At 70.5% G+C, this 13,759-nt stretch carries 10 protein-coding genes and 1 riboswitch; of the genes, 5 read left to right on the forward strand and 5 right to left on the reverse strand.

Annotated features, from left to right (window positions below):
- The first annotated feature begins 126 nt into the window (after positions 1 to 126).
- Together ABZV42_RS22720 and ABZV42_RS22725 are read left to right on the forward strand one after the other, a co-directional pair.
- A complete protein-coding gene (locus ABZV42_RS22720) occupies positions 127 to 1,416 on the forward strand; it encodes a PspC domain-containing protein (RefSeq protein ID WP_355976079.1) in 1,290 nt (429 codons plus the stop codon).
- On the forward strand, positions 1,413 to 2,174 hold the full coding sequence (locus ABZV42_RS22725; protein WP_355976077.1) for a response regulator transcription factor: 762 nt from the start codon (positions 1,413 to 1,415) through the stop codon (positions 2,172 to 2,174). Before ABZV42_RS22720 ends, ABZV42_RS22725 begins: the two co-directional genes overlap by 4 nt.
- An 18-nt stretch (positions 2,175 to 2,192) precedes the next feature.
- Here the strand turns inward: ABZV42_RS22725 and ABZV42_RS22730 are convergent, their stop codons facing one another.
- Positions 2,193 to 3,299 (reverse strand): NlpC/P60 family protein, encoded by a 1,107-nt coding sequence (locus ABZV42_RS22730; RefSeq protein ID WP_356053312.1) that lies wholly within the window; start codon positions 3,297 to 3,299, stop codon positions 2,193 to 2,195.
- A 525-nt stretch (positions 3,300 to 3,824) separates the two neighbouring features.
- Here ABZV42_RS22730 and ABZV42_RS22735 point away from each other — a divergent pair.
- Positions 3,825 to 4,178, forward strand: coding sequence for a hypothetical protein (locus ABZV42_RS22735; RefSeq protein WP_356053314.1), 354 nt, complete (start codon positions 3,825 to 3,827; stop codon positions 4,176 to 4,178).
- Between the two features lie 9 nt (positions 4,179 to 4,187).
- Here the strand turns inward: ABZV42_RS22735 and ABZV42_RS22740 are convergent, their stop codons facing one another.
- Together ABZV42_RS22740 and ABZV42_RS22745 are read right to left on the reverse strand one after the other, a co-directional pair.
- Positions 4,188 to 5,168: a tellurite resistance/C4-dicarboxylate transporter family protein gene (locus ABZV42_RS22740; protein ID WP_355976071.1), complete on the reverse strand. Its 981-nt coding sequence runs from the start codon at positions 5,166 to 5,168 to the stop codon at positions 4,188 to 4,190.
- Positions 5,169 to 5,434: 266 nt separating this feature from the next.
- The gene (locus ABZV42_RS22745) at positions 5,435 to 6,619 is read right to left on the reverse strand and encodes an NlpC/P60 family protein (protein ID WP_356053316.1); all 1,185 of its coding nucleotides are present in this window, start codon (positions 6,617 to 6,619) and stop codon (positions 5,435 to 5,437) included.
- A 7-nt stretch (positions 6,620 to 6,626) separates the two neighbouring features.
- Positions 6,627 to 6,796, reverse strand: a riboswitch (cyclic di-AMP (ydaO/yuaA leader).
- Between the two features lie 293 nt (positions 6,797 to 7,089).
- Here ABZV42_RS22745 and pcrA point away from each other — a divergent pair.
- Positions 7,090 to 9,576 (forward strand): DNA helicase PcrA, encoded by a 2,487-nt coding sequence (gene pcrA / locus ABZV42_RS22750; RefSeq protein ID WP_356053318.1) that lies wholly within the window; start codon positions 7,090 to 7,092, stop codon positions 9,574 to 9,576.
- A 115-nt stretch (positions 9,577 to 9,691) separates the two neighbouring features.
- Here pcrA and ABZV42_RS22755 read toward each other — a convergent pair whose 3' ends face one another.
- Together ABZV42_RS22755 and ABZV42_RS22760 are read right to left on the reverse strand one after the other, a co-directional pair.
- Positions 9,692 to 11,359: a M23 family metallopeptidase gene (locus tag ABZV42_RS22755; RefSeq protein ID WP_356053320.1), complete on the reverse strand. Its 1,668-nt coding sequence runs from the start codon at positions 11,357 to 11,359 to the stop codon at positions 9,692 to 9,694.
- Positions 11,360 to 11,612: 253 nt separating this feature from the next.
- Positions 11,613 to 12,476 (reverse strand): alpha/beta fold hydrolase, encoded by an 864-nt coding sequence (locus tag ABZV42_RS22760; RefSeq protein ID WP_355976063.1) that lies wholly within the window; start codon positions 12,474 to 12,476, stop codon positions 11,613 to 11,615.
- Between the two features lie 804 nt (positions 12,477 to 13,280).
- Between ABZV42_RS22760 and ABZV42_RS22765 the strand changes: the two genes are divergently transcribed.
- Entirely contained in the window at positions 13,281 to 13,697 is a 417-nt protein-coding gene (locus tag ABZV42_RS22765; protein ID WP_037626795.1) for a cobalamin B12-binding domain-containing protein, read from the forward strand.
- Positions 13,698 to 13,759: the final 62 nt, after the last annotated feature.

The raw sequence follows: 13,759 nt of genomic DNA on the forward strand, positions 1-13,759 counted from the left end.
GGCCGAACCCTGATATCCGCCGGGGGGAGACAGCGGGGACTGTTCGAACACGGATTCCTGAAGATCAGGGGAGTCTCGGGGCCCACCCTGATGCTCCGGTCCACCGGGCGTGTGAACATCGATGGCATGCCGGAAGCCGTAGTCATGCCCGCCGACGACCCGCGGCCCCCGCGCAAGCTCTACCGAAGCAGCGACGGACGCTGGCTCGGGGGCGTGGCGCGAGGGCTCGCCGGGCATCTAGGGCTGCCCGTGGTCTGGGTGCGGCTGGTGTTCGCCGGACTGTTCATGGCGGACGGGCTCGGCGCGCTGCTGTACGCGGCCTTCTGGTTCTTCGTCCCGCTCGGCGTCGGCGGCGTCGGCTCCGCCCGTACATCCGCGTTCACCACCGAGACCTCGCCCGACGGCCGGCGCAGACTCGTGGCCCGCAAGCCGGACAAGGGCCAGATCGTCGCCCTGCTCCTCATGGTCGTCGTGGCCCTGGTCTTCGTCGGCAACGTGAATCTCGGCGGCGGCACGAAGGCGTATCTGTGGCCGACGGTCCTCGTCGGCGCGGGTGTCGCCCTCGTCTGGCGCCAGGCGGACAACGCGCGGCGGGCCCGCTGGGCGGAGGTCGGCCGCCGTCGCCGTACGCTCACGCTGCTGCGGTCCGCGGCGGGCGTGCTGCTCGTCACTGCCGGCGTCTCCGGGATCTTCGTCCTCCAGGGCTCCGCCGCACACCTCGGTTCGGTGCTCCAGGCGGCGCTCGCGGTCCTCGTCGGCATCGCGCTGCTCGCCGGCCCCTACCTGATCCGGATGACCCAGGACCTCTCCGAGGAGCGCCTGATGCGCATCCGCGCGCAGGAGCGGGCCGAAGTCGCCGCCCACGTCCACGACTCGGTGCTGCACACGCTGACCCTGATCCAGCGCAACGCGGAGAACGCGAACGAGGTACGGCGCCTCGCCCGCGCGCAGGAGCGCGATCTGCGGGCCTGGCTCTACAAGCCGGACGGCAGCGGCAAGGACGAGGACGAGGAGCCCGACACCCTCGCCGAGGCCGTCCGCGGCCATGCCGCCGAGGTCGAGGACAAGCACGGGGTTCCCATCGAGGTCGTCGTCGTGGGCGACTGCCCGCTCGACGACCGCCTGACCGCACAGATGCAGGCCGCGAGGGAAGCGATGGTGAACGCGGCCAAGTACGGTGGCGAGGGCGGCGCCGTACAGGTCTACGCCGAGGTCGAGGGCAGGACGGTCTTCGTGTCCGTCCGTGACCGGGGCCCCGGCTTCGACTTCGACGCGATACCCGCCGACCGCATGGGCGTCAGAGAATCGATCATCGGCCGCATGGAGCGCAACGGCGGCACGGCGCGGCTGCGCGCGGTGCCGGACGGCGGCACGGAGGTCGAGCTGGAGATGGAGAGGGCGGAGAAAACGTCATGAGCGACACGAACGAGCCTGTGAAGTCCGGCGGTTCGGCCGCGGAGGCCCCCGGTGCCGCGTCCGGGGGCGGCACCCCCGCGGCCGGCGCCGAGGGCGGTCGCCGGGTGCGCGTGGTGCTCGTCGACGACCACCGCATGTTCCGTACGGGGGTCCAGGCCGAGATCGGCGAGACCGGGCGGACCGGCGTCGAGGTCGTCGGCGAGGCCGCGGACGTCGACCAGGCGGTCACGGTCATCACGGCCACCCGCCCCGAGGTCGTCCTCCTCGACGTCCACCTTCCCGGCGGCGGCGGCGTCGAAGTGCTGCGCCGCTGCGCTCCGTTGATGGCCGACGCGGAGCAGCCGGTCCGTTTCCTCGCGCTGTCCGTGTCGGACGCGGCGGAGGACGTGATCGGCGTGATCCGCGGCGGCGCCCGGGGGTACGTCACCAAGACGATCACCGGCACGGATCTCGTGGACTCCGTCTTCCGGGTCCAGGACGGCGACGCGGTCTTCTCACCGCGCCTCGCCGGATTCGTCCTCGACGCCTTCGCCTCCACCGACGCCCCGCCCGTCGACGAGGACATGGACCGTCTCACCCAGCGCGAACGCGAGGTCCTGCGCCTCATCGCCCGGGGGTACGCGTACAAGGAGATCGCCAAGCAGCTGTTCATCTCCGTCAAGACGGTCGAGTCGCACGTCTCGGCGGTCCTGCGCAAACTCCAGCTCTCCAACCGCCACGAGCTGACCCGCTGGGCGACGGCGCGACGGCTGGTCTGATCCGGGCGGATCCGGCGATCACGCGACCCGGGCGGCCCCGGCGAAGGGCATCTCGTTGATCGGGGCCAGCCGCACGGGCGCCGACGGGTTCGGGGCGTGGATCATCTGGCCGTTGCCGACGTAGATGCCCACGTGGGTGATTCCCGAGTAGAAGAACACCAGGTCGCCGGGGCGCAGTTCGGAGAGGGTGACCCGCTGTCCTGCGTTGATCTGGGAATAGGTCGTGCGGGGCAGCGAGATGCCCGCGGAACGGTACGCGGCCTGGGCCAGCCCGGAGCAGTCGAAGGCGTCGGGGCCGGTGGCGCCCCAGACGTAGGGGCTGCCGAGCTTGGAGTAGGCGTAGGCGACGGCCGCCGCCGCCCGGGAGTTGGGCGCCGCGGCGGCCGCCCCGGCTCCGCCGGCACCCGACGTGCCGGCGGCACCGGACGACGCCACCGGCGCGGGGTCACGGGCCGCGTCGCGCGAGACGTGCTGCCGGTCGTTCGCGCCGCCCCGCTCCGCGTACCGGGTGCGCTGCTGCGGAGTGAGTCGGTCGAGCAACTGGCGCGCCGCGCCGAGCTTCTCGTTGATCGTCTTCTTCCGCTGCTTCAGTTCGGTCTGCCGTGACTTGAGCGCGGCCAGTTCGATGTGCGCCGCTCCGCGCAACTGCTCCAGCTCGCGGAGTTGTTTGCGTACCCCGGCGATCTCCGCCGACTGCCGGGTGCCGACCCGCTCGGCGAACGCGGCCCCCTCCAGATACTGGTCGGGGTGGTCGGAGAGGGCGAGTTGCACCACGGGGTCGAGTCCGCCGCTGCGGTACTGCGCCGCCGCCATCGAACCCAGCGCCTCCCGGGCGGAGTTGAGCCGGTCCTCGCGTCGGGCCGCCTCGTCGCGGAGCTTCCTCAGGTTCGTCTCCGCCTGGCCGGCCTTCTCCTCGGCGCCGTCGTACTTCTGAGTGGCCGCCTCCGCCTCCTGGTACAGCTTGTCGATACGGGCCTTCACCTGTGCCGGGGACAGCTGGGGGTCGGCGTGTCCGACCCCGTCGAATCCGGTGGCCGTCGCCGCGCCCGCGAGGGCGATGGTGACTGCCGTGCGGGCCGTGTTTCCACCGATCGAGCGCTGTTTGGCCTTGCGGTGCGCTGCCACGAGGGCCCACATCCTTCCGTGCGACCGCCCTTGCGGTGCGGTCAAGCGGTGACACGTCCGGCGGCGGCGCACACAGGGGGAGCGGGCCGCCGCCGGACCTTCTCGGCGGTGGTGTCCGACTGCCGTCCCTGGCCCGGACGGTGGTGGGGAGCCGGTCACCTGGTGGAGGACGCTAAACCTGCGAGCGCGCCGTTGGTAACGCTATGTACGGAACTATCGCAATTGGATCGCTGAGCGACTGTATGTGACCAATTTCCTGGCCGTATGGCGCCGACTCGACGCGGGGTGCTGACCGAAGCGACGAATTCCGGAGAGTCCGCGCGATGCCGGTGCTATGGGTGACACGCGATGGTCCGGTGGAGGGGGAGTGGCGGCGGGGGCGGCGGTCGGAAGAGCCGCCAGGTCGGGGAAGCCGCTCCGCCGGACCGCCTTTTTCTAGGGGCCGGCCCCCTCGGAGGGGATGCCCCCCGTAAGGGATGCCCCCGTCGGGAGCGGCGTCAGGGGGTGCGGTTAGGCTCCGGCTCCATGGGCGTACTCATCCATCTCTTCGTCGGCCTGCACATCATCGGCATCGCCGCGCTCCTCGGCGGCTTCTTCACCCAGATGAAGGCGATGGGCAAGGGCACCGGCCGCTTCGTCCCGGCGATGCTGCACGGCGCGCTGACCATGCTGGTGACCGGGGTCGCCCTGGTCGGGCTCAACCAGGCCGACGGCAACACGGTCAACACCGTCAAGATCGGCGTGAAGCTGGCCCTGCTGATCGTGATCCTCGGGCTCGTCTATGTGAAGCGGGACGACGAGACGGTGGACAAGCGCCTCTTCGGCCTGGTCGGGCTGCTGACCGTGACGAACATCTTCATCGCCGTCCTGTGGACCTGACCGGCGCACTCACTCCCGCACGGCGGACCTGAAGGCGAGAGCGGCCCCCGCGGCCACCACGAGCCACACCGCCACCGCGATCCACAGGAGCACCTGTCCCGGCCCCTTGAGCCCGAAGACGTCGAGGGCGGTCGCGACCGAGAGGGCCGCAGCCGCCGTCATCCCCATGGGGAAGACGGTCGCCCAGCGCCGTACGTCGAACTGCGGGCGCGGCCACACCACCTCCGCGACGGCCAGCGCGCCGTAACAGGCGAGGTCGAGCACGAGCAACGCGGCGGTCGTGGCGCGCAGGACGCCCTGGTCGTCGTTGTTCCAGAGGTACGGGTTCACATGGTGCGCGGCGACGAGTTTCGCCCCGGCCAGCGCCGAGATCGCGAGCGCGCCACCCGCCACCCAGTGGTCCCCGGCCCCCTTCTTCACCTCCCACAGGTCGAAGTGCGCGAAGCACACTCCGTAGCAGACGATCCCGAGCCAGAACAGCACCATCGCGGCGTGCGCGAGCCAGTCCGGGCCCACGGCGGTGGCGATGGTCGAGGCGAGAACCGAGAGCCCCTGTGTGGCCACGCAGACGAGGAAGACGCCTCCCGCCATGCGGCGCCGCCAATGCCGTACGACGGCCACGAGCAGGATCGGCCAGAGCACGGCCGACAGCGCGAGCAGGGCCTCGGCGAGCACCTGCCATCCCAGCAGGGAGAACCGGGTGCCGAGTACGGTGGTCGCCGCGACGGCGGTGAGGCCGGGAGGTGTGCCGGCCTGCCGCGTCCATTGCTCCCGGTCGTCCGCCAGGCGGACGAGGAAGTCCGCGGCGAGCCCGAGCCAGGCCAGCGAGGCGAGGACCAGCGCGATCCGGGAGAGGGTCTCGTAGCCGGTCAGGTGCAGCCCGACCGAGATGATGCCGGTGGCCATGACGGCGGCCCCCGCGGCGGGCGGCCGCCCCGCCCACCAGGTGCGGAACGAGGACGTGTCCGGCATGTCCGGTGTTTCAGGCATGCGCCCGATGCTAGGGCCTGTCCTGCGGATCAGACCGGAGGAAGCCCCGGCGCCGTGCGGACGCGGGTGGGCGGGCCGAGCCCCGCGTCCTTGGCCTGGTCCGGAGGACCGGCGCCGGGGCATCCGGAGGACCGGCGCCTGGCATCCGGACCGGTCGCGGGCGAGCGTGCGTGAGCGGCCGCGGAGGGGCGGGGCGGGGCGAGCGCGCGGGGCACGCGCGCGGGCCTCTCGGCTCCCGCGAGCGCGCCCCGTGGAGAGGTCCCGGCCTACCCGGGGCGCACCACGCTGTGGATGATCGACGTGCCGCCGTAGTAGATCGACTCCTCGCGGACGTACGCTCCCGGCTTCGGCGCGTGGATCATCATGCCGTCGCCTATGTAGAGGCCGACGTGGCTGATGTCGTCGTAGAAGAAGACGAGGTCGCCGGGACGGGCGTCGGCGAGGGGGACCGTCGTGCCGGCGTTCACCTGGTCGTAGGTGACACGCGGCAGGCTGACGCCGGCGGCCTTCCACGCGGCCTGGGTCAGGCCCGAGCAGTCGTAGGAGTCAGGGCCGGTGGCGCCCCAGACGTACGGCTTGCCGACCTGCGCGCGGGCGAACGCGAGCGCCTTGGCCGCCTTCGCCGTGTACGAGGAGTCCGTGTCCGCCGATCCCGTCGCCGACCCGGCGGAGGACCCGGTCGCCGAGCCGGATGCCGAACCGGTCGAGGTGCCCGAAGACTGCTTCCGGGCGGCCTTCTCGGCGGCGGCCTGCTGCCGTGCCAGTTCCGCCGCCTTGGCCGCGGCCTGCTCCTGCTTCTTCTTCTCGATCGCCGCCAGCCGTGCCTTGTCCTCGGCGTTCAGCTTCGAGAGCAGGTCGCGGGCCTCGGTGAGCTTCCGCTGCACCGCGGCCTTGGAGGTCTTGAGTTCCTTCTGCGTGGCGGTCAGCGACTCCAGGCTCCGGGTGGCCTCCGCCCGCTTTTTGGTGGTGGCGGCCTGCTCGGTGATGTAGTCGTCGACGGACGCCTTCTGGCGGGACGTCAGGCGGCTCATCAACTGGGTCTGGTCGAAATAGTCCTGCGGGTTGTCCGCGAGCAGGAGGGTCGCGGTGTCGGGCGCGGCGGCCCCGGTGCGGTACTGCGCCGCGGCGAACGAACCCAGTTCCTCGCGAGCGGTGTTGAGCTTCTCGGTGCGCTGGGCGACGTCGTCCAGCAGGGTGTCGACGCGCTTGCGCTGCTCGGCGGTCTTCTCCCGGGTCGCGTTGTACTTGTTCGTGGCCGTCTCGGCCTGGTGGTAGAGGTCGTCGACCTTCTTGGAGACTTCTTCGATGCGGGGCCTGGGTTCGGCCGAGGGGGCCGCGTTGGCGGTCTGGGAGAGCAGGGCCACGGAGGTGAGGGCCGCCGTGGCGAGGGCCGGGGTCCGTATGCCTGCGATGCGCGTACCCGAAGGACGCGATTTGCGGTGCGACGCCAAGAGAGGCGACTCCTTCCGTCATCCGCCTGCCGAGTTAGCTGTCGGGTTCGGGCGGGTGGTTCCGGAAGGTTGCCCTACGGTCCTTGCCCCACAAGGCGGTTGGACCGATTCACCCCAAGGTCGGTGGGTCCCCGGCTCCGGCGGCCTCGCGGCGTACGGAATCGGCGGAGGCCGCTCGGCCCGGCGACGTTCGCCGGTTGTGGTCGAGTGGCCTTCCGGCACGCTAGCCAACCGGTGTGGCCCATGTGAAGGTTGATGTGCGATATGCCCGATACATTTTCGTGACCTTGGCCGCACCCGCCGCATTCCGCGTGCCAATCGCGCCAATCCGACCACTTTGCCCTCGGCTTGACCTTCGGTGATCGATCGATCGCACATGGTCATGGTCCGGGAGAGTCCTGTCACGACTGCCCGTCGAGTTCTCCGGGTGGCGGCGGGCTGTCGGTGGGGCGGCCTAGACTCGGAGAGCGATGAGCAGCCTCTTTGACGACAGCTTCCTGGCGAACCTCAAGCCCTCCGCGGCCCACGAGGAAGAACACCCGCCGCCGCCCGAGGACGATCACGTACCGGAGCAGGTTCCGGACGATCTGTTCGGCGGGAAGTTCGACATGCCGCCGAACCGGGACGCGTACTACCGCGACGGCGCCCCCAGGCCCGCCGTGGACCCGGCGGCCCTGCTGGACGGACTGAACGAGAACCAGCGCGCCGCCGTGGTCCACTCCGGCTCCCCGCTGCTCATCGTGGCCGGCGCCGGCTCCGGCAAGACCCGGGTGCTCACCCACCGGATCGCGCATCTGCTCGGCGAGCGGAGCGTTCACCCCGGCCAGATCCTCGCGATCACCTTCACGAACAAGGCCGCGGGCGAGATGAAGGAGCGCGTCGAGGCGCTCGTCGGCCCCCGTGCCAACGCGATGTGGGTGATGACCTTCCACAGCGCCTGCGTCCGCATCCTGCGCCGCGAGAGCAAGAGGCTCGGTTTCACCTCCTCGTTCTCGATCTACGACGCCGCCGACTCCAAGCGGCTGATGGCGCTCGTCTGCCGTGATCTCGACCTCGACCCGAAGCGTTTCCCGCCGAAGTCGTTCAGCGCCAAGATCTCGAACCTGAAGAACGAGCTGATCGACGAGGAGGACTTCGCCGCCCAGGCCACCGACGGCTTCGAGAAGACCCTCGCCCAGGCGTACGCGATGTACCAGTCGCGGCTGCGCGAGGCCAACGCGCTCGACTTCGACGACCTGATCATGACCACGGTCAACCTGCTGCGCGCCTTCCCGGACGTCGCCGAGCACTACCGCCGCCGCTTCCGGCACGTCCTGGTCGACGAGTACCAGGACACCAACCACGCGCAGTACTCGCTGGTCCGGGAGCTCGTGGGCACCTCCGAGCACCCCGTGGACGTACCGCCCGGCGAGTTCGACCTGCCCCCGGCCGAGCTGTGTGTCGTGGGTGACGCGGACCAGTCGATCTACGCCTTCCGTGGCGCGACCATCCGCAACATCCTCCAGTTCGAGGAGAACTACCCGAACGCGACGACGATCCTCCTGGAGCAGAACTACCGCTCCACGCAGACGATCCTGTCCGCCGCCAACGCGGTCATCGAGCGCAACGAGTCCCGTCGCCCCAAGAACCTGTGGACCAACGCGGGCGCCGGCTCGAACATCACGGGCTACGTCGCGGACACCGAGCACGACGAGGCCCAGTTCATCGCCGAAGAGATAGACCGTCTCACCGACGCGGGCGACGCCAGGGCCGGCGACGTCGCGGTCTTCTACCGTACGAACGCGCAGTCCCGTGTCTTCGAAGAGATCTTCATCCGCGTCGGCCTGCCCTACAAGGTCGTCGGCGGCGTCCGCTTCTACGAGCGCAAGGAGGTCCGGGACGTCCTGGCGTACCTCAGGGTGCTTTCCAACCCCGAGGACTCCGTCCCGATGCGCCGCATCCTGAACGTGCCCAAGCGCGGGATCGGCGACCGCGCCGAGGCGATGATCGACGCCCTGTCGCAGCGCGAGAAGATCAGCTTCCCGCAGGCGCTGCGCCGCGTCGACGAGGCGTACGGCATGGCCGCGCGCTCCACGAACGCGGTCAAGCGGTTCAACACGCTGATGGAGGACCTCCGTACGATCGTCGAGTCCGGCGCGGGCCCGGCGACCATCCTGGAGGCCGTCCTCGAACGCACCGGCTATCTCGCCGAGTTGCAGGCTTCGACCGACCCCCAGGACGAGACCCGGATCGAGAACCTCCAGGAACTCGCCGCCGTGGCCCTGGAGTTCGAGCAGGAGACCGGCGAGGGCGAGAACCCGGGCGGACTCTCCGCGTTCCTGGAGCGGGTCGCGCTCGTCGCCGACTCCGACCAGATCCCGGACGAGGAGGACGGCAACGGCGTCATCACCCTGATGACCCTGCACACCGCCAAGGGCCTCGAATTCCCCGTGGTCTTCCTGACCGGCATGGAGGACGGCGTCTTCCCGCACATGCGCGCGCTCGGACAGGCCAAGGAACTGGAGGAGGAGCGGCGCCTGGCCTACGTCGGCATCACACGCGCGCGGGAGCGGCTCTACCTCACCCGCTCCTCGATGCGCAGCGCGTGGGGACAGCCCTCGTACAACCCGCCCTCCCGCTTCCTGGAGGAGATCCCGGCGACCCATCTGGACTGGAAGCGGACGGGGGCGACGGCGCCCATGTCCACCGGTCCGGTCTCCGGTATCGCCGCCTCCCTCTCGTCCTCGCGTTCGCGGTCCGCGGCCTCGGGTGCCTCGGGCTTCGCCACCCGGCGCGGTGCGACCGAGAAGCCGGTGGTCTCGCTGACCGTCGGGGACCGGGTCACGCACGACCAGTTCGGCCTCGGCACCGTCGTCGGGGTGAAGGGGACGGGCTCGAACGCGGAGGCGACGGTCGACTTCGGAGAGCCCAAGCCGAAGCGGCTGCTGCTGCGGTATGCGCCGGTGGAGAAGCTGTAGCCGAGCCCGCCGGATCGATCACGGGTCCGAACCATGGGCCCGGATCATCGGGGCCCGGATCGTCGGGGGTCCGGACCACGGACCCGGATCGTAGGTCCGGATCACGGGCTCGGATCTACGTGGGGTCCAGACCGTGGCTGCGCAGCCACGGAAGCGGGTCGATCGCCGCACCGCCGGCCGGGCGGACCTCGAAGTGCAGGTGGGGGCCGGTCGAGTTGCCGGAGTTCCCCGAGAAGGCGATCTGGTCACCGGCCTTGACGGTGGTGCCGGAGGGGACCTTGTACGAGGAGAGGTGGCAGTACCACGTCTCGGTGCCGTCCATCGCGGTCAGGATCAGCATGTTGCCGTACGCGCTGTTCCACTGCGTCCGGACGGTCCCGTCGGTCGCCGCCATCACGGTCGTTCCGTAGGAGACGGGGAAGTCGATGCCGGTGTGCACGGACATCCAGTTGACGCCGGCCTGGCCGAAGTAGGCGCTGAGCCCCCGCTGCGTCACGGGAAGGACGAACTTCGGACGCAGCCGCTCCTTGCGGGCCGCCTCCTCCGCCGCCTTCTTCTTCTCCGTCGCCTGCTGGGTCTTGAGGTCGATACGTTCCTGCGTGCGGCTCGCCCGGTCGGCGAAGTCGTCCGCGCCCGCGGACAGACTCTGGAGCTGGCTGTCCAGCTTGACGTTGGCGGCGGAGGGCTTCACCGCGGTCGCGTCGGAGGCGCTGACCGTCGTGTCCTTCGAGTCGCTTCCGCCGAGTCCGCCGACACCGCCCACGGAGGCGGCGGCGATACCGGCGACCCCCATCACGCAGACCGAGGGCACCGCGACGGTCAGCAGAGCGGAACGTTTCGCAGGACTGCGGCGGCGGGAGCGGGAAGCGGACCGGGTCGCGGGACGCCGGACCGGGGTGATCTCTTCCATGCCCTCGAGCAACGGCCGCTCGTGTCCCTCGTCGTACGGGTCGTAGTCGCTGTCGGGGCCGCCGTCGTGGCCGTCCGGGTCCGCGAAGTCCTCGGCCGCGTCGAACTCGTCCGCTTCCGAGGCGAGTTGACCGTGGAGCGCCTGGTCGAAGGTCGCGGTCGCCTGCTCGTCGAAGGGGACCTGGTCCGTCCGGCCGGACGATTCCTCGTACGTCATGTCGAGCTGTGTGAGGTCATGGCCGTACGAGTCGGACGCGGCCTGAGACTGTTCGTACGACTCCGCCTGAGGCTGCTCGTACGACTCGGCCCCCGGGTGCTCGTACGCCTGGTACGCGTCCTGGCCTCCGGCGCTGTTCCACTGCGTGGCGTCGTACGCGCCCGTCTCCTGCGTCGGCACGGTCCACTGCTGGGTCCCGTCGTACGACTGGTCCGGCTGGATCCAGGCGTTCGCGTCCCACTGGCCCGAGGCGTCGGGGCCCGGATGCTGCGCGGGGATGTCGGCGAGCTGCTGGTAGCCGTTGGCCCAGGCCGTCGCGTCATGGGCGCCGGTGTCGTAGCCGGTGTGCTGGACGGCGTACGGGTCGTAGCCCTGCTGCTGGACTCCGGCGTTCCACTGCGTGGCGTCGTACGAGCCGGTGCCGGCCCCGCCCGGCATGGTGCCGAAGAGGGGATCGCCCGCGAAGTCCGAGTGGGAGTAGTCGCCCGCGCCGGCCGTGTTCGCGCCCGATTCGAAAGGTGCGGCGGCGTAGTCGCCGTACGCGGTGAAGCCGCCGTACTGGGCTTCGTGCGCGCCGTAGGGCGCGTAGGGCGCCGAGGCGGCGTCTGAAGCCGGAGCCGGGGGAGTCGCGATCCCCGACGGGTGACGGTCGTTCACCAACTTCTCTTTCGCCTCGACAACAGGGGCTGGCAGAGCAGTGCGGCGACTGTACCCGGCGGTATGCGGGCGCGACAATCTTCGGCAGGTTTCCCCGTCGCAGGAAACGGGCATTCGGCCGTGTTTCGGGGGAGCGCGGGCGAGGCCTTGGCCTGGCGTTCGATAAGCGTTCGAAGTTTTCGGTCGGTGGGAGGGCTTCCGGGCGACCGTCAGTGGTCCGAACGGTCGCCCTCGGGCCTCCGCACGCCGCTCCTCACGCCACCGTGAGGCCACCGGTCCGGGCCACGGCACGGGGTCCCGACACCTCGATGTCGAGTGCCTGCCGGATTCCGGTCGCGACGGCCGGATGCACCGGCAGCGCGAGATGGCCGACACCGCTCACCCGGACGTTCTGGGCGAGCAGGTCGGGATGCTCGACGCAGGCCGACTCCAGCGGGTCCATCAGATGGTCGAGATCGCTCCAGAAGCTGACGAACTGCGTACGGCAGCCCGGAGCGGGACCGGTCAGTTCCTCGATCACCGGGGAACCGGGACGCATCTGCCGGACGATCGGGTGCGCGTTCATCAAGGGCGCGACGCGGGTTCCCGAGTGCGGGGTGCCGAGCGTGACGAGCGTGCGGACGTGGGTGTCGCCGCCCAGGCACTGCACGTAATAGCGCGCGATCAGTCCGCCGAGGCTGTGCCCGACGATGTCCACCCGGTCGTGGCCCGTGCGCTCGCAGATCTCCTCGATGTGCCGGCCGAGCAGCTCGGCCGCCGTACGGATGTCGCACGTCAGCGGCGAGTAGTTGAGGGACTCGACGTGCTGCCTGCCGTGCTGGGCGAGGTTGCGGCGCAGCAGGACGAAGACGGAGCGGTTGTCGATGAAGCCGTGCAGCAGGACCACCGGGGGCTTGGCCTCCGCGGGCAGCCGGGTGGCCACGTCGGGTGAGGGGAGCGGGTGTCCGGTGCGGCGTTCCTGGGTGATGCCGGAGGGATACAGGAGGAGGTGCCCGGCGAGGATCGCGAGTTCCAGGGCCGTCGCCTTCAGCAGGGCCACCGACAGCCCGGCCAGTTTCGTCGGAAACAGGCGCTGGCACAGGGGGAGAAAGGGCGACGCAGCCTCATTGACCTTCATGGCCGACCTCCTGTCGGCACGCGGGAGGACCACTCCGTCCCCCGTGTGCCCTAGTGGAAAGCCGTGAGGTCGGCGACGACGGCGGCCGACGGCGCGTCCGCGGCGTGTGAGACCGGTGACGCTGTGGAGTGCGCGGCCGAAGGCGCGGAATACGACGCCGACCCCGGCTCCCCGACGTTCCGCCGTGCTGGCTGCACCGGCGTGCTGTCGTGGCGTGGAGTCGCCCTCGCGTTCCCGTGGTTCTCTCGCCCGGCCTCGCTCCCCGCTGTCGTGCCGTCGCCGATGCGCCCCAGCACCACGCCGTCCCGCTGACGACGCGATGGTGCGGCCACCTGATCGCGGCTCTTCTTGCGCCCGCTCCGGCCGTGGCCCGTACGCCGCAGGTCCCTGCGGCGCCAGTGCCGCGATACGCAACGTGCGCGGCGAACTTGTCCCAGTGTGTGATTTCCCCCTCGGTCTCCACCGCGAAACTGCCGGTTGCGGGATGCTGGCGATAACGTTCGTTCACTTCCCGGGCCGAAACGGCCCGGGACGCCTGTGCCGCTTGGCGCGATCGGTGATCCGGAGTGATCCGGTGTGGCGAGCGGAAAACTGAGCGATATGTGTCGATGGTCAGTAGTCGGCACGGTCGACGGACGCCTGTTGGTGACAACGGGTAGTCGGAGCTGGTCACACGGTGATTCATCGGGCGGCCGGCGTTCGTCATCCGTCGTCTGTCGCCCGTCGGCCGCGGCGGTCGGCGCAGGGGTGTGCCGGCAGTCCTCGTCGGTGCAGGGTTGAAGTAGTCCGTTCATGGAGGCAGTGATGGGTGTGGCAGCCGGTCCGATCCGCGTGGTGGTGGCCAAGCCGGGGCTCGACGGCCACGATCGTGGGGCCAAGGTGATCGCGCGGGCGCTGCGCGACGCCGGTATGGAGGTCATCTACACCGGGCTTCATCAGACCCCCGAGCAGATCGTCGACACCGCGATCCAGGAGGACGCCGACGCGATCGGTCTGTCCATCCTGTCCGGTGCCCACAACACGCTCTTCGCGGCCGTCATCGCCCTCCTCAAGGAGCGCGAGGCCGAGGACATCAAGGTCTTCGGCGGCGGCATCATCCCCGAGGCGGACATCGCCCCCCTCAAGGAGAAGGGCGTCGCGGAGATCTTCACCCCGGGCGCGACGACGGTGTCCATCGTGGACTGGGTACGAGCGAACGTCAGGCAGCCGGCCGGCGCGTGACCCGTGGCGTGCCTGCGCCGTCCGGCGTGAGCGCGGGGTGCCATTGCCGTCCCGGCTGACTG

The organism is Streptomyces sp. NPDC005281, assembly GCF_040607495.1.
In the GTDB taxonomy this organism is placed as follows: domain Bacteria; phylum Actinomycetota; class Actinomycetes; order Streptomycetales; family Streptomycetaceae; genus Streptomyces.